Origin of the sequence: Zooshikella ganghwensis DSM 15267 (genome assembly GCF_000428585.1) — a bacterium.
In the GTDB taxonomy this organism is placed as follows: domain Bacteria; phylum Pseudomonadota; class Gammaproteobacteria; order Pseudomonadales; family Zooshikellaceae; genus Zooshikella; species Zooshikella ganghwensis.
This window is the reverse complement of the sequence record NZ_AUAF01000030.1, coordinates 1-21,400: the sequence shown is the minus strand read 5'-3', so window position 1 is coordinate 21,400 and position 21,400 is coordinate 1. Positions and strand designations below refer to the sequence as shown.

Genomic DNA, 21,400 nt, shown 5'->3' with positions numbered 1-21,400 from the left:
TTTGCAAAATGGCCGACAGAAAAAGTCTCACTAAATAAACATAGTCAAAAGACTAGTCAAAAAAGTCAGCAACCTGAAGTTTCTTAAATATTCCTAAAAGAAAAGAGTGCGGTTAACCGAAATAAATACCCGTCAGCATGAGGATAAAAAGTCATCAATTAACCAGCGTGCAATGGAAATGGGGGGAGGCAGTTGTGGTAAGTTTTCGGGACCGAACCAGTCCGCTGCAATAATTTCATGATTATCAATTAAAATTTCGCCCGCAGCATGATCAGCATGAAAACCTAACATCAATGAGTTGGGAAATGGCCAGGGCTGGCTCGCTTTATACTGTAAGTTACATACATCAACACCCACTTCTTCTTTAACTTCCCGCTTGAGGCCCTGCTCAACGCTTTCTCCAGGCTCCAAAAAACCTGCAATTGTGCTATACCGTCCTTCAGGATAGTGAGGAGCTCGCGCCAACAGCATCTGCGTTCCCCTGGTAATCAGCACGATAACGCAAGGACTAATCGTGGGATATCGACTTCTTGCCCCACAGCGACAAACTTTGGCGCGCTCGGTTGGGTGGTCCGTTAGTGGCTGGCTACAGCGCCCACAATAACGGTGTAAATCATGCCAGTCCGCCAGTTGCATCGCATAATTAAGTAATCCTGCAGTAGCAGATGGCAAAGATAGTAGCACCGCTCTAAGCGGCAAAAGGACAAACGCTTTAGGTAGGTCACAATCGATAGAAAGTACATGCCCAGCAACCTGCTGCTGCTGAAATTGCGCCAAACTAAATGATAGCGGTTCAGTGTTTAAGGCTGACTGCAGCATTTGCCATTGAGAAGACGTTAATAATGGTGACTGGCTAGCAGCCCAGCAAACAACCTGCCCATTAATAAAGACAACATGCTTAGTATGCTCTAATAAATTAGAAGACACATAAGGTGTAAAAGGTAAAGGATCGAGCAATACTTTCATGGTACTATTAGTCGAGCGCAATAAACAGTTAAGCGCATTAGTTATCGTTCACAGTAACCTTATGTCGTTATGAAGCAGGCGTTGCTTGATAACTGGTTTTATAACCTAAGTCTGCCAAACTGGTTTCGGCCAACTCAAGTACTTCCTGGGCGGCTTGCTGTGTGCTTTCCATCCCTTCTAAGAAGTACTCTAAACTGGTCAAGGCATCAGCCAGGGTTTCCAACATTTCTGTAGAAGGTGGTTCTGCACTTTTCATAATGCGCTCTTGAATAAAGCGATTGCAAGCATCAAGCACCGCTGAAGCACGCTCAAGCCCTAAAAAGAAGAGTCCCCCCCGCACCGCATCTAACGTAGCAGGAAGATTGCCTAAATGCATTTTATCCCAGTTCGACTCCATAAAAGCAGTAATGGCTCGTTTTGCCAAAGCTAACCCTGCTTGTGACTCCTCAACCACAACAATTCTTGCTTCAGTCAGTTGAGTATTAGCCATCGTTGATGACTCGCTTCCTGGAGTGGCATCATGACGAGAAGCTTTGACCATTGAGCTTTCTAGACTAGAAACCAGAGACTCGACATACAGTACAGTATCTGCGAGTTTCAGCAATTGTTCCTGGTCATGAACCTCACCAGCTTGCTGCCAGTCAGCCACAACCTGTTGTTGTGCTTTGAGGGATTTAGCTGCGGATAACAAACCCACAACAATTAAAGTATTGGCTAAACGACCCAGGCTATCTTGCATATCGGAGAAGTCATTTTCAGTATGGCCAGCGCCACGCTCAAGGAGATCAAGCATATCTTTAATTGTCGCCAGCTCTTCTTTGATCGCACTGGATACCGAACGGTAAACTTCGTTACCTGGTCCAGCCAAAATAGAGCGCTCTTCTGCTAGCCGGTGGTCATTAAACGGTAACGGTAGCAATCCAAAGGTTTTTTGCACCGCAGTAGCAAGCGGGCCTTTGCTACTAGCAAGAGCAATGTAATAAAGCAGCTCTTTAAGTATCGCCTTGGGCGGTTCAATATTCGCTAGTTCTTCAGTAGGTGACTGTAAGCGCTTTATCTGACGGTCAACGGAAGCAAGCAGCATTTTCCTGGGCTTAGTCACTTGCATTTCAACATCAGCAAAAGACTCTAATGCAGCACTGCCCACCCAAAGAAGCTTGGCAAAAGACTGTTTTCCATAAAGCCGGTACAGCCGTGTTAATGCACGTGACATTAACCGTGCACTGGAGTAAACATTCTCTTCTCGAATTAACCCTAACAGGCCCACTTGATACATCTGTCGTAATCGACGTGTACTCTGTCCTAACTCCTGGGTAGATAATTCTGCTGACTCATCAGGCTGGGGAATAGTGGAGTCTAGACGAACTGTAAAGAAATGGCTTTCAGGAAGCGCAGCCTTTTTCCGCGCACTTCGTAATTCATTAATTACTGTAATTAACAGTTCAGGAATTTCATTACGATTAAGTTGTAAATACTCCAGGTAACGATTCAACACAAATAGACCATTACCCAGTGCACTTAATGTATCATCTTTCTCTGCAGAAGCCCCTTCAGGAATATCAGTAGCCAACTCCAGCATTTCTTGCGCGAGTAGCTCCGCGCCACTTACTTCGATAAGATTGAGTGTGCCTCGTATTTGCTGCAAATAATCTACACACGACTGGATATGAGAGCCATTTTCACGGTCCTCAATAAAACTTTCCAAACTGTGTTCGGCATTCTGGATTGTGGCTTCCAGTTCATCACGAACCAAGCTTAAAGAAGAAGCACCCGCCATCAGATAGTAACTCCAAACATCATGGTATTAACAGCATGAAAAAAGCCAGAGTTAACACCGGCTTTGTCTAAACCCGTTAACGTAGTAAACATACTACAAATCAAGTGCACGAGTAGGAAACACTCGTAGTATGCCTGCATAACCTCAATGAATCTACTCAGGCTATGTGCTGCTACCCTGCGTAAAATTTAACATCCCCAACATCATGTCTAATAACAGCACACCAATAAAGGTAATGACTTCAAGTATGTCATTATTTTAGTGATAAACACAACGAATAAGATGCACGACTGCAAAACTGCCTTATATTTTATAAGGCATGACGTCATGCAAAAACCGTTACCATACCTCTGTTAAATATAACAACTACCCCCTAAAAAGCGAGTATGTTGTACGTGATCTATCTGTACGACCTGCTGAAATACTTGTTAGAAACTGCTTTTCTGAGAGAAAGTCGTTATAATTTATTTCACCTTGTCTTAAACTGATTTATATCATCGCCACTAAATTAGTGGTTGACTATATTAAAGTGCGCGTGTCGCCTTTGGTGGTAAGATCTGACCACAGATACCTTAACCTGGATTAAACTCACCTGAAAATAAGAGTGGGTCTTACCACCAAAGGCGAGGCGGTGCCACAAGCAACCATCTTCAGTTGCAACAAGCCATGTCCTGAAATGGCTGTCAGTGTACTAATCTTCATTCAGTGCTGCGTCTGTTTACGCAATATGCTTTAGTTTGGATTAGCCATTGACACCTGTGTGGTACACCTCTGCTTTTCGCAACAACGCCCTTCATGGCTTGCTAAAGCATTAAGTGTCCCTCGTATAATGGATATTGGCACCTATAGCCACTGGTTGCAGTGTTCAGTTGTTTGCATGTTGGTATATACCAACATGGCCAGTAACTTAAGTTAGGAAGAGCGTATGCCTAGTTCTGTTAAAAGTGCATTTATGCACAACTTTCTGGGAAACTCAGCGGATTGGTACAAGTACACCATTCTGGCATTTTTAGTCATTAACCCATTGATTTTACTTTTCTTGCCCTCAGAAACAGGTCCCACAGTAGCCTCATGGTGTCTTGTATTAGAGTTTATTTTTACACTGGCAATGGCACTGAAATGCTACCCCCTCCAACCCGGTGGACTTCTCGTCATCGAAGCCATGCTTTTGCGCCTCACCACACCTGATTCTTTAGAGCATGAAGTTTTCCAAAACTTCCCTGTCATTTTGCTACTGATGTTTATGGTGGCAGGCATCTATTTCATGAAAGACCTGCTGCTCTTTATATTCACCAAGATATTAATCAGTGTTCGTTCAAAGCTGGTGCTATCACTTCTCTTTTCGATTGTTTCTGCTGTGTTATCTGCATTTTTAGATGCATTGACTGTAACTGCCGTTATTATCAGTGTGGCTGTTGGCTTTTACACGGTTTACCACAAAGTTGCCTCAGGTAAAAAGCTTCAACATCTTGACCATAACTATCATCAAGATGACATGGTGATAGAACTCCATCGTTCCGACCTTGAACAATTTCGCTCCTTCCTGCGCAACCTTATGATGCATGCTGCTATAGGTACTGCACTTGGTGGAGTCTGCACTGTCGTCGGCGAACCTCAGAACCTACTGATTGCTGAAAAAGTACAGTGGGAATTTGTCGAGTTCTTTTTACGCATGGCGCCTGTCACCATGCCAGTATTTGTTGCCGGGTTATTAACACTTGTTGTATTAGAGAAAACCGGCTGGTTTGGCTATGGTGCAACACTACCAGTTGCTGTCCGGGAAATTTTAACCGAGCATGCTGAGATTGAGGCAGAAAAGCGTAATAACAAAGATATTGCCGCCCTTATAGTACAAGCAATAGCGGGTATTATTCTCATGCTGGGCTTAGCCTTTCATGTGGCTGAGGTTGGTTTTATCGGGTTATTAGTAATTGTTTTGATTACTGCATTTACGGGTATTATTGAAGAGCACCAGTTAGGTAAAGCTTTTGAAGAAGCCTTACCCTTCACCTCTTTGCTTGTCGTCTTCTTTGGTATTGTTGCAGTGATACATGACCAGCACCTGTTTACCCCTATCATCAATGCAGTACTTGAAATGGATAAATCTGTTCAGCCAGGCATGTTCTTTTTGGCTAATGGTATTCTATCCATGATCAGTGATAACGTGTTTGTAGCAACTGTTTACATTAACGAAGTGGTTGATGCCTACAAAGCTAACCTCATCACTCGTGACCACCTTGATATGTTAGCTATCGCAATCAATACAGGTACTAACTTACCGAGTGTCGCCACACCTAATGGTCAAGCAGCCTTTCTATTCCTGTTAACTTCTGCACTCGCTCCGCTCATTCGCTTGAGCTATGGTCGAATGGTTATTATGGCCTTGCCCTATACCATTGTATTAACCATCGTAGGTTATATCTGTGTTTCAACATTAATCTAGTTGCTTTTTTAGCCAACCACTCTAAACCTTGGGTGGTTGGCTAAAACATTCTTAGCAGTTCAGCACTTGCCATCAAACTTCTTGGTGCTGTTCACCCCCAGCCTCTAATTCATGCCACAAACAGGCACCACTATCAGCCATCTGCTTAAGTTTTGCTTGATGGGTCTCGATTTCCTCAGCTGATGCCAGAATAACGGGTAGTGGAGAGCGATCGCTGGAAACCCGATGGATACGGCTAGCTCCTTCTCCTTCATCATCACTATCTGCAGAACCCAACGATAGCATGGTTTGCCCACCCGTCATGGTCAGGTAGACATCCGCCAGAATTTCCGCATCTAATAAGGCGCCATGATAAGTTCGAGCAGAGTTATCAACACCGTATCGCTTACACAACGCATCCAAACTATTCTTCTGCCCAGGATGTTTTTTCCGCGCCATGACTAAACTATCAGTGATCTGACAGATCGTATCGACGGCAGGTACTGGGGGCGAGAGAAGATTAAACTCGTGATTTATAAAGCCTACATCAAAGGGGGCATTATGAATAACAAGCTCTGCCCCTCTTACGAAGGCGACAAATTCTTCAACAATTTCATGGAAGCGCGGTTTATCCTGCAAAAATTCATTGGTAATACCATGAACTTGAACCGCACCCTCATCCACCTCTCGGTCTGGCTGGATATAGCAATGAAAGCTGCGTCCAGTATAACGACGGTTTTCCAGCTCAACACAACCTATTTCAATAATTCGATGCCCTTGAGAGGGCTCAAGGCCTGTTGTTTCAGTATCTAAGACAACTATACGCATGGCAGCTCTTCTTAACTAAAATCCACAATCACTGATTAACCTATGATGACAAAACCTTTGTTACGCCTTGGTTTGCTAACTGGTCAGCCCGCTCATTATCAGGATGTCCATTGTGGGCCTTAACCCAACACCACTCCACCTGATGACGCTGAGCCTCAACATCCAATGCTTGCCAGAGATCAGCATTTTTAACGGGAGATTTACTGGCTGTTCGCCAGTTTCGACGCTTCCAGTTAGGCATCCACTCTGAAATACCTTTACGTAAGTATTCTGAATCCGTTGTCAGGCGCACTTTACAAGGACGTGTCAGGGCCTTTAGTCCTTCAATCGCAGCTGTTAACTCCATACGGTTATTGGTGGTTTCCAGCTCACCGCCACATAAGGTTTTTTCTTTGCGCTTGTAGCGCAATAACACCCCCCAGCCTCCTGGACCAGGATTACCTTTACACGCACCATCTGTAAAAATTTCTACTACCTGACTCAAACTATTCTCCACTTAAATCTTTCATCGTGTATTAGGTTCCACTAAGGTGGGAGTTGTCAGTGTTTCTCTTAACTGGCGCCACACAGGACGAATAGGTGTCATCCCCGTTAACTCTCGAGTAGCCTTTAGTAAATACAGGCTACCAAAGGGTAAGTGCCAACGTTCACAGCGTTTTTCCCAAGCAGGCTCAGCTATTTTCCCCTGCGCAATAGGCAACGTGAAGCCCGCGTATTGTAAATGATCAACAGAGAAGTTCAGTAATGTTAGCCAGTCCTGTAGCCGGCGCACAGCAATAAAGTTGGCGTATTTACCACCCCGTTTATAGCGCTCTCTTAAGCGCCGCGACGCCCCCCATAAACTCCACGGGTTAAACCCGACAATAATGATCTTGCCACCAGGAATAACTACTTTGCAGGCCTCTCTTAATAGTCGATGAGGACGTTCTACATAATCTAAACCATGGTGTATTAAGACCATATCGACACTTCTAGGCCTAAGCGGCCAGTGGCTTGGGGAAGCAATAATCTGTTGTGCCCCCCAAGCGGGCAATGAAAAAGGCGTTATTAATGTATGATGGGCAACTCGACTGGCTTGTAAAATTGAGGGCGTTTCACAAATACTCACAACAACGCCATGATAACCAAATACGCTTTCAAGTGTGTGATCCAAAAGCTGGTGACCTGAGGCAAGAAAACGCTTACCTACACCGGTTTGTAACCACTGGTGCAAAATGGGCAAGACTGCCGAGTAACTGGGTCGCTGCTTGACGTTACGCCAAAATTTCATAACACACTCATTAGCTAACTATACTCTTAGCGAAGGGTTTTTATACCCCCTAGGGCACAAGAATAGTTCCAGTAACAAACCCTAGAAATGACTCGCGCAGGGTATACCGTATAATACCATTAATGATTTACTATAATTAATCTGTCAGGTGCGCGACATATGCTTTCTATATCACCTATTCCTGCATTTAATGATAATTATATCTGGCTCATCAGTGATACCAAAACTCACAAAGCGTGGGTTGTAGATCCTGGCGATGCGAAAGTTGTGATTGATACCCTACAGGAAAAGCAGTTACAGCTGGAAGGTATTCTCATCACTCATCATCACTTTGACCATATTGGTGGACTTAAAGCCCTCAAAAAACTCTTCAAGCCGACTACTTATGGTCCTGAAAGTGATGCTATCCATGACATCGACGTCCCACTAAAAGCAAATGATACGCTTACCTTGCTGAATCATAGTGTTAACGTAGTTGCAGTGCCGGGACATACGCTTGATCATATTGCCTATTTTTCTGAAACACTGCTTAGTCAGCCAGTATTATTTTGTGGTGACACCCTATTTGCGGGTGGATGTGGCCGCTTGTTTGAAGGATCGCCACAACAGCTTTACCAGTCCTTACAGCAGTTGGCTCACTTACCTGCAAACACATTAGTCTATTGTGCTCATGAATATACACAAAACAACCTTGCCTTTGCGCATACTGTTGAACCAGACAATGCTGAACTGGCAGCACGACGCCAACATGTAACACAGTTACGCAATAATCACCAACCGACCCTCCCCTCTACCATTGCCGAAGAGTTAAGTACTAACCCTTTTTTACGTTGCACAGAACTCACCGTAAAGCAACGCTGTGAGTCGCATGTACAGCAAAGCCTGGCTAGTCCTGTTGATGTCTTTGCAACGCTACGGCGTTGGAAAGATCATTTCTGACAGCTTAACCCCCCTCGATTAAAAACTACGCGATCCAACAAAAAAACACGCTCTTTATTATCATCAAGCCGCTTTTTGCGGCTTTTTTATTCTTTACATTTCACAGTATTTTGATGATATGCTGCGCACTTTTTTATAGATATATTTCAACAAATTTAAGCGCAATGACCTAAAGTTACCATAAACACTGCGACCTCCTTGTTCAGAAGTGCTCAGAAGGCTCGCCTCATAAAAAGTGTGTTACACAATCCTGGCCATATGATGTTGTATTATCAAAATGACTCTTTTGGGGGCAAAAAAGCCTACCGCCGAATACTTTGTTGTCTCGGACTCACGGGCACAGTCCTGCTTACAGGCTGTCAAACCAGTAAACCACTGACTGCTTCAAGTAAAGCTCCAGAGCCAGACCCTCCTCAATCTGTTTTCTCCTGGTTTCACCAAGAACCTGCAACCCAGTCTCTCTCTGCAGAAGCTGCAGCCCGTGCGGATCAGGAAACATTGCAGCAAACTGACACAACATCATCAAACATAGTTCAGTTCAATAATGTTTGGCAGCGGATAAGCCAACAGTTTTCCCTACCCTACTCTGTTGACAATCCACGTATGCAGCGTGAGATTGCCTGGTTTAAAAGAAACCCCCGATATATCCAGCGAGTGAGTGAGCGAGCTGAACCCTACCTGTTTTACATTGCAGAACTGATTGAGCAACGTGGATTACCCACTGAATTGGCCTTGCTCCCTGTGATTGAAAGTGCCTATGATCCTTTTGCCTACTCACCAGGAAGGGCTTCAGGCCTCTGGCAGTTTATTCCCAGTACAGGAAAATATTTTGGACTTAAGCAAAATTGGTGGTATGACGGTCGCCGTGATGTGGTTGCTTCCACCAATGCAGCACTGGACTACTTAAGCAAACTTTACACACACCTCGGCGACTGGGAGCTAGCACTAGCCTCATACAATGCAGGAGAGGGAACCATTCTGAAGGCAATGCGCCGTAATAAAGCCTCAGGAAAAGCTCAGGATTACTGGTCTCTCGACCTCCCCAGGGAAACCGAGCAGTATGTTCCACGCTTGCTGGCTTTAGCACATGTCATCGCTAACACTGAGCGTTACGGCATCCAAATGCCCACAGTTGCCAATAAGCCTTATTTTCAAAAGATCAAAACTCAAGGCCAAATCGACTTAGCCTTGGCCGCGGATATGGCTACCTTACCACTGGATAGGCTCTACCAGCTAAACCCAGGATTTAACCAGTGGGCTACTGATCCTAATGGTCCTCACTACTTACTGGTACCTATCTCTCAAGCCAAGCAGTTTCAAAATGCATTGCAAACACTTCCACCCAATAAACGTATGAAGTGGCAACGCTACCAGGTCAAACGAGGAGACTCGCTGATTGCTATCGCTCACCGTTTTCAAACACGGACCAAAGTCATCCAGCAAGCCAATAAACTCGCTAGCCACCGAATTCGTACAGGACAAACTCTGCTGATTCCCCAAGCCAGCCAGCTTTTAAGCCAATACACTAAAACCCGTACCCAACGCCGCCTTGGCAAACAAGCTCGGGTTGCAGCCCAAGGTAAATCCGTTTATTACAAAGTGAAGCGTGGAGACTCTTTTTGGCACATTGCCCGTCAATATGATGTCAGCGTCAAATCGCTCAGCAAATGGAATAATTTATCACCTCGAGACACCCTAAAGCCTGGTCAACGCCTGGTGATAAAATTGGCCAGTGCCAAATCAAGCACTCATGCCTCAAGAGATAAGCGAAAAGTAAGGCGCAAAGTGAACTATAAAGTACGTCAAGGAGACTCACTTTACAGAATTGCTACCCGCTTTAATGTGCGTGTAGATGATATTCAAGACTGGAATCAGCTACCACATACAAACCTAAAGCCAGGCCAGGCGCTTACTTTGTTTGTTAATGTGACTGGCACTTAATAGCCAGTCAACATTTCAATCCCTTATAACCTATTACTTGCTTAATAGGTTATACCCCTCCTCTTTTGAGTTTCTCGCCCTGTATTTGCAGCAGCCTTATTTGTAGTTAGAAAGAAACATCAATCTACCCAACATAATCCCTCTCGCCAGATATACTGTTAAGAGTAATCATTTCTAATCAAGTTACTGACTTATTAAAAAAAACATCACATGTAGTGCTTTCAACTCACTGTTAAACGACGCATGAGGGGTAAAATGCACCAGCAGGTTTTGCCAAAAGGCAATATCTCACGAAGATATTGGACTACTTTGACTTGGTTTCAGTGGCTGACTTTAGTTATGGGACTCTATAGTTTTCAGCATGTCTATACCAGTGAAGTACCAGTAACGACAAGCGAAAAAAAAATTACGTCAACTGGCGCTGACACTACTATTAAAGTCTCTGCCATAGCACTTCATGGTGAGCCAAAGTACCCAGACAACTTTAAGCATTTTAGCTATGTAAACCCCAGTGCCCCTAAAGGAGGCAAGATCACCCTATCAGCGCTAGGCACATTTGATACATTAAATCCTTACACTCTAAAAGGCACCAGCCCTGTAAACACCCCCGGGTTTTATGTATATGGCATTAATGAAAACAATGAAACCTTACTTATGGGCACCACAGGTGATAACCGAGTAGGCGATGAGTATCAAACAGCGTATGGTTTGATTGCGGAATACATTGAGTTTCCCAGCAATTATGAGTGGGTGATCTTCCACATTCGACCTGAAGCTCGTTTTCACAATGACACGCCGATTACGGCGCAAGATGTCGTTTTTTCATTCAATACATTAATCAAGAAAGGACATCCACGTTATAAGCTTGTTTATACTGATGTTAAAGATGCCTCCGCTGTGACAAAACAACAGGTAAAATTTATACTCTCAGGCGACAGTCGTCGTAGTTTGATTCTCCGGCTTGGAGAGCTTCCAGTTTTATCTGCCACCTATTGGGCAGACCGCGATTTTGCCGCTACCACCCTTGAGCCACCCCTTAATAGTGGGCCTTATCGAATGACCAAGGTCGAGCCAGGGCGAAGTATTACCTTTGAGCGGGACGAGCAATACTGGGGAAAATCATTAGCCATTAATCAAGGGCGTTATAATTTTGATAGGGTAGAGTATATTTTTTTCCAAGAGAGTACGGTGGCATTTGAAGCATTTAAAGCCAGCCAATATGACTTTCGCATTGAACATATATCTAAGCAATGGGAAACCTCTTACTCTTTTCCTGCCGTTCACTCAAGTAAAGTTCTTAAAGTAGTTATTCCTCATCGTGAGCCTGCATCACTGCAAGGTTTTTTTTTAAACAGCCGACACTTTCCGTTTAATGATATTACAGCTCGAGAAGCGATTGCCTGGACATTCGATTTTGAATGGACCAACAAAGTCCTATTTTATGATGCTTACCAACGTTCGCACAGCTTGTTTGCCAACTCAGACTTAGGCAGCTTTGGCTCTCCAACACCGGAAGAGCGAAAACTACTCTCACAATTTAAACTACCCTCCCATATTAAAGAAAAAGCCTTCAAGCTACCTAATATTCATGATGGTACCATTCGTGACCGACAACGCATTGCCTTAAAAAAACTTCGTTCTGCAGGCTGGCGCATGCAACAAGGTAAGCTAGTCAATGCTCAGGGTAAGCCGTTTACTTTTGAGGCGCTTGAATATCAGCAAAGCAGCTCCCGCATACTGCTGCCTTTGCAAAAAAATCTGAAGCGAATAGGCATTGATATGCGTATTCGCATTGTTGATAGCGCTTCTTATCAAGAACGCCTTAAGCAATTTGATTTTGATATGACAACACTGGCACTGTCACAATCACTTGCACCTGGTCAAAACTTAAAATCGCTGTATCACTCATCACAAGCCACTACCCCAGGCTCACTCAACTTGTCGGGTATTCAATTACCCGCTGTGGACCAACTCCTCACGATGATAACTAAGGCACACACCCGTGAGGAGCTTCAGCTATATACTCGTAGTTTGGATAGAATATTGCTCTGGCACTATTTTATTATTCCACACTGGCATTTAAATTATCATCGTGTAGCGTACTGGAAACATTTGCAAAGGCCTGCTATATCACCACCCTATTCATTCTGTTTTGAGTGTTGGTGGGTAAATGATCAATAAGGACAGGAAAAATACAACTTATGTTAACTTGCCAAATAAAAAGAAAGCCTCACCCCATAAGCATACTTTTTTTACTGGCAACCTTGCTAGGGTTTAGCTTTGGGCTTCATGCTGAAGAAAAAATTTATAAAAGTCATGCCATTACTATTCATGGTGAACCCAAATACCCTGCCGACTTTACCCATTTTGACTTTGTCAATCCAGCGGCCCCCAAAGGGGGAACACTTCATTTAGCAACGATCTCTTCAAGTGGTTTTGATAGTTTAAACCCCTTTATTGTTAAGGGCATTCCTGCCAGTGGTTTGACCTACTTGTACAACAATTATTTTTACGACACGCTGCTTTATCACAGCGAAGATGAGCCTTTTACGATGTATGGTTTACTTGCTGAGCAGATGGAATGGCCTGAAAATCGCGCCTGGATTATTTTTCATCTACGCAAAAATATCCACTTTCATGATGGCCACCCGCTAACTGCAGAAGATGTCGTATTTAGCTTTAATTTATTACAAAAAGAAGGACACCCTCTTTATAAAACCTACTATGCCAATATCAAACAGGTTGAGGCATTGGATAAATGGCGGGTGAAATTTACCTTCACACCTGGTGATAATCGTGAACTGGCAATGATTATCGGCCAATTTGCGGTTCTACCCAAACACTACTGGAGCCAGCATACGTTTAATAAAACCTCGCTGACCCCTCCCATTGGCAGTGGTCCTTATACCATCAGCCAGGTTGATGCAGGCCGCTCCATTACCTATCAACGAGATCCGAATTATTGGGGTAAAGACCTCCCTGTTAATCGCGGAAAATATAACTTTAATACTATTCGCTATGATTACTATCGTGATCCTACTGTCGCTATTGAAGCACTAAAAGCAGGTGAATATGACTTCCGCTCCGAAAATAGTGCCAAAAACTGGGCTACTCAATATCAAGGTAAGCTGTTTAACAACCAGGCAATGATAAAAAAAGCACAGCCTAACTTATCTCATGCTGGCTTACAGGGCTTTATATACAACATCCGCCGGCCACTTTTTAGCGATAGCAAAGTGCGTCAGGCATTAAGCTATGCCTTCGATTTTGAGTGGGCCAATAAAAATTTGTTTTACAATAGCTATCAACGTACTGATAGTTTTTTTGAAAACTCTGAAATGGCCACATCAGGCCTACCATCGCCCGCAGAATTAAAAATCCTTGAGCCATTTAAAAAAGAGCTTCCTGAAGCTCTGTTCACGCAAGCCTTTGAATTACCCAAAACCGATGGTTCAGGCAACAACCGTCAACAACTCCGGCAAGCGCTTCACTTATTGAAAGAAGCAGGTTACGTATTAAAAGAAGGCAAGTTAATCAACCAGCAAACCAATCAACCGTTCTCCTTTGAAATATTGCTTGCCCAACCGGAAATGGAGCGCATTGTCCTGCCATTTCAAGAAAACTTAAAAAAACTTGGCATTAATATGACTATCAGGCAAGTCGACACTCAGCAGTATATTAAACGTGTACAAAGTTTTGACTTTGATATGATTATTAGCTCATTTGGACAAAGCCAGTCACCAGGTAATGAACAACGTGATTTCTGGCATTCCTCACAGGCTGATATTACAGGTAGTCGTAACTATATCGGTATTAAAAATCCCGTTGTCGATCAACTCGTCGAAAAAATCATCTCTGCCCCTAGCCGCGAAGCACTCATTAACTACTGTCGTGCTTTGGACCGCGTTTTATTATGGAATCACTATGTGATCCCTCAGTTTCATATCAATCAATATCGCCTGGTTTACTGGAACAAATTTGGTCAACCTGAGGTTACACCTAAATACAGCTTTACCTTAGATACCTGGTGGGAAGATCCTAAAAAAGCAGAAAAAATAAAGTCGTTCCGTAAAAAAGCCAACTAATACCCTGTGCTTACCTGTGGCCTAGCTTTACCCTCAGCGAAGGGTATCAATATGCGCATGCTTTAAGAGGCTTGTTAATGCTGGTATATATTATCCGACGCTTACTACTGATCATTCCCACCCTGTTTGGCATCATGCTTATTAACTTTATTATTATTCAGGCTGCCCCTGGCGGCCCTGTTGAGCAGATGCTGGCCCAGCTACAAGGGCTGCAAACTGGATCAGGCAGTCGTCTTGGCGGCACAGGGGCCGACATTGCCACAACAGATGGACAATACCGAGGTGCTCAAGGTTTACGCCCAGAACTAATAGCAGAAATCAAGAAACTGTATGGGTTTGATAAACCACCTTCTGAACGCTTCTGGATGATGCTGAAAAACTATGCCACCTTTGAGTTTGGCCAAAGCTTCTTTCGGGATCGGGATGTCACTGATTTAATCATTGATAAATTACCCGTATCGATATCACTGGGGCTTTGGACGACATTATTAGTCTATTTAATATCGATCCCCTTAGGCATCAAAAAAGCAGTTAAACACGGTAGTCGTTTTGATGTTTGGACATCAACCACCATTATTGTGGGCTATGCCATTCCTAACTTTCTGTTTGCAATTTTACTTATCGTACTCTTTGCCGGTGGCAGCTACTTTAACTGGTTTCCACTCAGGGGACTGACTTCTAATCATTTTGACCAGCTGCCCTTTTGGCAACAAGTGCTGGATTATTTTTGGCACTTGGTACTGCCTATCACTGCCATGGTCGTGAGTGGCTTTGCCACCCTGACCATGCTGACGAAAAATTCTTTCTTAGATGAAATACATAAGCAGTATGTGCTAACTGCAAAAGCCAAGGGACTCACTGAAAAGCGAGTGTTATATGGGCACGTTTTTCGTAACGCCATGTTAATTGTCATCGCCCAGATCCCAGCGGCATTAGTCGGTATCTTTTTAACCAGCTCATTACTGATTGAAGTGGTTTTTTCCCTTGATGGCTTAGGATTACTTGGTTTTGAAGCTGCACTAAGCCGTGACTATCCCGTAGTTTTTGCCACCGTGTATATTTACACCTTAATTGGCTTACTCTTGAAGCTAGTTGGCGATATCACCTACATGATTATTGACCCTAGAATTGACTTTGAAAGCCGGGAAGGTTGAGTATGTGGATTATGCAAAGGTTGAGTCCCATCAATCAGCGACGCTGGCAAATATTTAAAAACAATAGGCGTGGCTATTACTCATTGTGGCTTTTTATTTTCCTATTTGGTTTTTCATTAGTGGCTGAGTGGATTGCCAACGATAAGCCCGTGCTGATTAAGTTTCAGGATAGTTATTACTTTCCTGTTATCAAAACCTATTTCGAAACCGATTTTGGCGGAGAGTTTGCCTCAGAAGCAGACTATACAGACCCTTATGTACAGGAGTTAATAGAAGCAGAAGGCTGGTTAATTTGGCCTCCCATCCCCTTCAGCTATGACACAATTATTAAGGACCTTCCAGTGCCTGCACCCGCCCCTCCTTCGTTGGATAACTGGCTAGGCAGCGATGACAAAGCCCGTGATGTGGTCGCTAGAATTATATACGGCTTTCGTATTTCAGTTTTGTTTGCCCTGACACTCACTATCTTTAGTTCCATTATTGGCATCATTGTCGGGGCTGCTCAAGGTTATTATGGTGGTAAAGTTGACTTAATAGGACAACGCCTGATCGAAATATTTTCCGGGTTACCCACCTTATATTTACTGATAATTTTATCCAGTTTTGTGAACCCAAATTTTTGGTGGCTGCTGGGTATTATGTTGTTATTCAGCTGGATGCAGCTCGTGGATTTAGTACGAGCAGAGTTTCTTAGGGCCAGGAATCTTGAGTATGTGCGTGCCGCTAGAGCACTAGGCATTAGCAACTCCATCATAATGTTTCGGCATATGCTACCCAATGCCATGGTGGCAACCCTAACCTATTTACCCTTTATTCTAACAGCCGCCATTTCGACATTAACCTCATTAGACTTTTTAGGCTTCGGACTCCCGGTAGGCTCCCCCTCATTAGGTGAGCTGGTCGCCCAAGGAAAAAATAACCTGCAAGCCCCTTGGCTGGGATTATCAGCATTTATTACGCTCAGCCTAATTTTGACCTTATTGGTCTTTGTCGGGGAAGCCGCAAGAGATGCTTTTGACCCCAGGAAGCTCCCTCTATGAACCAACCGCCATTACTTGAAGTTGAAAACCTGATGATTCAATTTCGCCAGCAAACCGCCGTCCAAGAAATCAGCTTTAAGCTGAATACGGGGAAAACATTAGCATTGGTTGGGGAAAGTGGCTCTGGAAAATCTGTCACCGCGCTAGCCACTTTGGGACTTCTCCCAGAACAAGCACACTTTCCCAAAGGCAGTGTCCGCTGGCAAGGGCAGGAATTATTGGGCGCAACCAATGAAGCCTTAAGACGTATTCGCGGTAATCGTGTCGGCATGATTTTTCAAGAACCTATGACATCGCTCAACCCGTTACACACCGTTGAAAAACAAATCGGTGAAGCCATTGTGTTACACCAAGGCACCACTCAACATGAAGCCCGTCAACAGACTCTCACCTTACTTGAGCAAGTGGGTATCCGTGATGCTAGCCGTCGATTGCAGGCTTTTCCCCATGAGTTATCTGGAGGACAGCGACAACGGGTAATGATTGCCATGGCTCTGGCCAATAAGCCTGACCTGCTAATTGCTGATGAACCTACTACCGCTTTGGATGTCACCGTTCAACGACAAATCTTAGAATTGCTCAAATCATTACAGCAGCAAACTAACATGGCACTCCTGTTGATTAGCCATGACCTGAACCTGGTTGAGCATATGGCGGATGATGTCTGTGTTATGCAGCAAGGGCAGGTAGTTGAACAAGGTCCAGTCCACTCTGTTTTCAAATCCCCACAGCACGAATATACTCAACATTTACTGGCGTCTATCCCTACTGGTCATCCCCAGCCACTCCCAGAGCAAACTAAAACCATTCTTGACGTTGACCAGCTTAAGGTTTGGTTCCCAATATACAAAGGCATTTTCAAGCGCGTTTCGGGGCATGTTCGTGCCGTTGATGATATTAGTTTTTCACTCAAACAAGGCGAAACCCTAGGGATCGTCGGCGAAAGTGGATCGGGAAAATCAACGCTTGGCTTTGCCTTGTTGAAGCTGGTCAATGCACAAGGCGCCATGACCTTTAATGGCAACCCCATTCATCAGTTAAAACAAAAGGCATTCCGCCCCCTGCGACGTTCTATCCAAATTGTATTTCAGGACCCTTTTGGCAGTCTGAATCCTAGAATGACCATTGCCCAGATTGTTGGTGAAGGGTTGATTGTGCATCAAGCGGAACAAGCAGAGCAGCATGCTCAGTGGATAGCTCAAGCTTTAGAGGATGTCGGCTTACCTACCGATGTCCAGCATCGCTACCCTCACGAGTTTTCGGGAGGGCAACGTCAGCGGATCGCTATTGCCCGCGCACTGGTATTACGACCTGAACTCATTATTTTAGATGAGCCTACTTCAGCCCTTGACCGGACCATTCAACGGCAAATACTGGATTTATTAAAGTCATTACAACAAAAGTATCAACTCAGTTATATATTCATCAGTCATGATTTGGCTGTTGTCAAAGCTATCAGCCATAAAGTGGTGGTGATGCAGTTTGGCAAAGTCGTTGAGCAAGGGGCTGCCCAGCAGGTGCTTGAAAACCCTCAGCATCCCTACACACAAAGTTTATTACAGGCTGCCTTTTGGTAAGCTAAAGGAAAAAAAGGCTGGTTAACATAAAGACACACTGATAGGTCTCGCCAGCGGGGCTTGGATTCTCTATACTTCACAGCCTTTAAGTCAACCCAACCATTTCTTGGGATTGATAGTCCCTCCCAAACTATAGGAAACAACATATGGGTTTTCTTGCTGGAAAGAAAGCATTAATCGTAGGTGTTGCCAGTAAACTCTCTATTGCTTCAGGTATCGCAGAAGCAATGCGTCGCGAAGGCGCCGAGCTGGCATTTACATATCAGAATGACAAGCTTAAGTCTCGAGTCGAAGATCTGGCTGCCAAACTGGGCTCATCGGCAGACCTCTGTTTTCCTTGCGATGTCAGCCGAGATGAAGATATTGAAAGCGTATTTACTGAGCTTGCAAAACAGTGGGATGGCGTGGACATTATTGTGCACTCTGTAGGCTTTGCCCCTGGAGATCAACTTGAGGGTGACTTTGTTGATGCAACAACACGTGAAGGTTTCAAAATTGCTCACGACATCAGTGCATACAGCTTTGTTGCCCTCGCTAAAGCAGGTCGTGAAATGATGCGTGATCGCAATGGTGCCCTGTTAACGCTGTCATATCTTGGTGCTGAGCGAACTATTCCTAATTACAATGTCATGGGCTTGGCTAAAGCCAGCTTAGAAGCCTCAGTGCGTTATGCTGCAGCAGCAATGGGTCCAGAAGGAACCCGGGTAAATGCCATCTCTGCAGGTCCCATTCGTACACTGGCAGCTTCAGGCATTAAGAGCTTCCGTAAAATGCTCAGCTTTAGTGAGCAAAATACTCCACTGCGTCGCAATGTCACTATTGAAGAAGTAGGTAATGTCGCTGCTTTTCTATGCTCAGACCTGGCAAGCGGTATTACTGGTGAAATCACTCATGTTGATGGTGGTTTTAATGTCACAGCAATGGGCCAGCTTGAACAGAATTAATTTTCAATAACTGTTGCCTTGCTCATAAAGCTCAACCCCTGCCAGGCTTGGTCGCTGCAGGTGGTTGAGTCCTTTTGCTCCCCCCTTCCTACTCCATTGACGCCTGCGCATACTTCAACAGTTTTTAGAACTACGATAACTAGCCTCACCGATTTAAAATCCTCGATGAACGGTCTTAAAGAAAACATGCTATAAACCTAAACCAGCAACCTGCACCTGCACCTGCACCTGCAATAAAAGATACATCCTGTGAAATCGAGCTTTATACTTATACTTTCAAGGTGCTTTTAGTAAACACCGAGTCCAGCAGCAGACATTTTTACGTATAAGCTTCCTATGAATTGTTCTAAGTTATTCACTTATACATTTCTATGCCTTTTGCTAAGCTTTGTCGCGTGCTTTAACCTGAATGCTGACTCAAACGTTTCAGTGACAACCTCAACTTCACCGCTACCTTCTCTCAAGCTTTTCACTGAGGAATGGCCTCCTATCACTTTCAGCGAAAACAACAAGCCTAAGGGATACGCGGTTGAGTTGATTCAAAAGCTTCTCACGATGCAAAGTCAAACATTACCTATTTACATTGTACCCTGGGCCAGAGGTTGGAAAATGATCAACAGTGAACCTAATGTTGTGTTATTTACCATGACACTGACGCCCCAGCGACAACAAGAGTTTACCTTGATAGGCCCTGTAGCTATTGGTCAAACAACTTTTTATGCTGCGAGGAGTAGTCAGCTGCACATCAACACATTAGAAGAGGCAAGACGTATACGAAGAATTGGCGTCTATCGTGATGCCGTGGAACAACAGTTACTGGAAAAGCAAAATTTCAATAATTTAGTGATTGTTTCCAAACCCATATACTCAGCACAGCAGTTAGTTCAGGGCCGAATCGAGTTATGGTGTACTGCTGACCTCACCATTGATGGCATTCTAAAAAAAGCTAATATTCCCACTAACTTAGTCAAACCAGTTTTCACATTACGGGAGAACTTACTGTATATCGCTTTTTCCGCAGGGTCACATCCTGCTCATATCGATAGCTGGCATCAGCAACTGCAACAACTTCATCAAAATGGCTGGATGAAAAATCTACATCAAAAGTGGCTTCCACTGACACAATTCCCAAAAGCTATTGAAAAACTGACACCCCGTGACCCTTCCCAACCTTAATTAAATTGTTAGTCACATTAACTAATGAGGCGGATTGCAAATGGGTAGCGATAATCTTCACCATTGCTGACTTTGATACTCGCCATAATAATAAAAATGGCGTGTACTAACATTGCAATCGGCAACAACACAAATCCAATAAGAACAAAAAGCAGCACAGTGCAAACAACATAAATCAATAAAAAGGTTATTTGAAAATTAACCGATTCAACACCATGTTTAGCCACCAGGGGCATCGTATCTTTTTTAACCAACCAAATGATGAGTGGCGCAAGAATAAAACCAAAAGGTACTAATATACCTGTAAATGCGGAAAGATGGCATGCCATTGCCCAATTTCGCTCTTCAGCAGAGGGTATGTCACTAGAGGAATGTTCCTCTACTTGCTTAACGGGTTTTTGTTCCTGCTCGTCCATATTTCCTCCTCAATATACACCACTAAAGTAACCACCTAGAACAAGAGTAACCACTGAGACTAAGCCCATACTTGTTGTATAACTGTGTAAAGGCTTAAGGATAGATCATGCTAAAAAACTAGCACTCACGCTCCAAAGTGGACATTCAGTCAACTCTCACTAGAGTAGACTGATAAACACATAGCAAAAAACTGGACATTAATAAAAATTTATATTAAAAAGCGTACCACATATGCGACAAAAAACGTACAACATTAATAAATTCTAAATTAGAATATCTGCCATCAACAAAAAAGCCCAACCTGATGAAAGCTTAGCTATGAATCAATATTGTTAATTTAGTACAGCCTTATATTAATCCAAACGCCTCTGAGGCTTATTACACTAAAAAGTTTCATACAGTTTTTCTTAAACATCTATTTCAAATAGGTATATTTAAAAACCGCCTGTTAAAAGGTATAAGTCAATAAATAGTACCCTTATATTCATATATACTCATCATACAGTGTTAATGTAACTATTACATGTGCTGTATGGCTCAGTCATACCTGTATCTTTTTTGATATTTAAACGTAAACTTACAAGTTTCTTTGAAAATATATAAATGTAACGCGATGCTCGACTTTTATTAGTTTGAAATGACAACCCCTGACCCCAACCTTTGTTTTGCCGAAACAAATTCAAAGGGACAGGGGATGTCAGTAGAAGAGTTTATCATAGCAGTTTATTGCTGGGTTGATGATACCTTTAATGATTTACTTAAAGGCCAGCGATTACGTGAACGAGGGGCTATGCCTTCCCTTTCTGATCCTGAAGTGATTGCAATGGAGCTCATCGGCGAGTTTTTTGGGCTAGATGAAGATAC

16 protein-coding genes and 1 pseudogene are annotated in these 21,400 nt (G+C 43.7%); 11 read left to right on the top strand and 6 right to left on the bottom strand.

Translation table 11 applies throughout. The annotated features are described in order from the left end of the window. Positions 1 to 132: 132 nt before the first annotated feature. Positions 133 to 966 (bottom strand): NAD(+) diphosphatase, encoded by an 834-nt coding sequence (gene nudC / locus F607_RS32685; RefSeq protein WP_051311194.1) that lies wholly within the window; start codon positions 964 to 966, stop codon positions 133 to 135. A gap of 67 nt (positions 967 to 1,033) precedes the next feature. Continuing rightward, entirely contained in the window at positions 1,034 to 2,743 is a 1,710-nt protein-coding gene (locus F607_RS0109075) for a FimL-related protein (RefSeq protein WP_230400380.1), read from the bottom strand. 925 nt (positions 2,744 to 3,668) lie between these two features. Here F607_RS0109075 and nhaB point away from each other — a divergent pair. Beyond that, complete coding sequence (gene nhaB, locus F607_RS0109070; RefSeq protein ID WP_027707841.1) at positions 3,669 to 5,186, top strand: sodium/proton antiporter NhaB; 1,518 nt, start codon at positions 3,669 to 3,671, stop codon at positions 5,184 to 5,186. Between the two features lie 72 nt (positions 5,187 to 5,258). Here nhaB and dnaQ read toward each other — a convergent pair whose 3' ends face one another. Genes dnaQ through F607_RS0109055 form a run of 3 tightly spaced genes read right to left on the bottom strand, consistent with a single transcriptional unit; the run spans position 5,259 to position 7,263 of the window. Beyond that, positions 5,259 to 5,993: a DNA polymerase III subunit epsilon gene (gene dnaQ / locus F607_RS0109065; RefSeq protein ID WP_027707840.1), complete on the bottom strand. Its 735-nt coding sequence runs from the start codon at positions 5,991 to 5,993 to the stop codon at positions 5,259 to 5,261. A 40-nt stretch (positions 5,994 to 6,033) separates the two neighbouring features. Beyond that, complete coding sequence (rnhA, locus tag F607_RS0109060) at positions 6,034 to 6,477, bottom strand: ribonuclease HI (RefSeq protein WP_027707839.1); 444 nt, start codon at positions 6,475 to 6,477, stop codon at positions 6,034 to 6,036. A 21-nt stretch (positions 6,478 to 6,498) separates the two neighbouring features. Then, entirely contained in the window at positions 6,499 to 7,263 is a 765-nt protein-coding gene (locus F607_RS0109055; RefSeq protein WP_027707838.1) for a class I SAM-dependent methyltransferase, read from the bottom strand. A 159-nt stretch (positions 7,264 to 7,422) separates the two neighbouring features. Between F607_RS0109055 and gloB the strand changes: the two genes are divergently transcribed. The 9 genes from gloB to F607_RS28870 all read left to right on the top strand — a co-directional run bounded on the left by gloB (position 7,423) and on the right by F607_RS28870 (position 20,119). Then, positions 7,423 to 8,202 carry a hydroxyacylglutathione hydrolase gene (gene gloB, locus F607_RS0109050; protein ID WP_027707837.1) on the top strand — a complete coding sequence of 260 codons (780 nt, stop codon included), beginning with the start codon at positions 7,423 to 7,425 and terminating at the stop codon, positions 8,200 to 8,202. A gap of 258 nt (positions 8,203 to 8,460) precedes the next feature. After that, complete coding sequence (locus F607_RS28880) at positions 8,461 to 10,143, top strand: lytic transglycosylase (RefSeq protein WP_084611176.1); 1,683 nt, start codon at positions 8,461 to 8,463, stop codon at positions 10,141 to 10,143. Positions 10,144 to 10,398: 255 nt separating this feature from the next. Beyond that, the gene (locus tag F607_RS28875; protein ID WP_051311189.1) at positions 10,399 to 12,324 is read left to right on the top strand and encodes an extracellular solute-binding protein; all 1,926 of its coding nucleotides are present in this window, start codon (positions 10,399 to 10,401) and stop codon (positions 12,322 to 12,324) included. A gap of 20 nt (positions 12,325 to 12,344) precedes the next feature. Then, positions 12,345 to 14,228, top strand: a complete 1,884-nt coding sequence (locus F607_RS0109035; RefSeq protein ID WP_051311187.1) for an extracellular solute-binding protein — start codon at positions 12,345 to 12,347, stop codon at positions 14,226 to 14,228. 77 nt (positions 14,229 to 14,305) lie between these two features. Beyond that, entirely contained in the window at positions 14,306 to 15,382 is a 1,077-nt protein-coding gene (locus F607_RS0109030) for a microcin C ABC transporter permease YejB (RefSeq protein ID WP_027707835.1), read from the top strand. Between the two features lie 11 nt (positions 15,383 to 15,393). Beyond that, positions 15,394 to 16,422 (top strand): ABC transporter permease, encoded by a 1,029-nt coding sequence (locus F607_RS0109025; protein ID WP_027707834.1) that lies wholly within the window; start codon positions 15,394 to 15,396, stop codon positions 16,420 to 16,422. Then, entirely contained in the window at positions 16,419 to 17,999 is a 1,581-nt protein-coding gene (locus F607_RS0109020; RefSeq protein ID WP_027707833.1) for an ABC transporter ATP-binding protein, read from the top strand. The genes F607_RS0109025 and F607_RS0109020 overlap by 4 nt, the downstream gene beginning before the upstream one ends. A 146-nt stretch (positions 18,000 to 18,145) precedes the next feature. Next, positions 18,146 to 18,943, top strand: a complete 798-nt coding sequence (locus F607_RS0109015) for an enoyl-ACP reductase FabI (protein ID WP_027707832.1) — start codon at positions 18,146 to 18,148, stop codon at positions 18,941 to 18,943. Between the two features lie 336 nt (positions 18,944 to 19,279). Beyond that, on the top strand, positions 19,280 to 20,119 hold the full coding sequence (locus F607_RS28870; RefSeq protein ID WP_084611174.1) for a substrate-binding periplasmic protein: 840 nt from the start codon (positions 19,280 to 19,282) through the stop codon (positions 20,117 to 20,119). 17 nt (positions 20,120 to 20,136) lie between these two features. Here F607_RS28870 and F607_RS0109000 read toward each other — a convergent pair whose 3' ends face one another. Further along, a complete protein-coding gene (locus F607_RS0109000) occupies positions 20,137 to 20,535 on the bottom strand; it encodes a DUF4870 domain-containing protein (RefSeq protein WP_038290767.1) in 399 nt (132 codons plus the stop codon). 695 nt (positions 20,536 to 21,230) lie between these two features. Here F607_RS0109000 and F607_RS28865 point away from each other — a divergent pair. Continuing rightward, positions 21,231 to 21,400: pseudogene (locus F607_RS28865) on the top strand (IS982 family transposase); the annotation flags it as partial.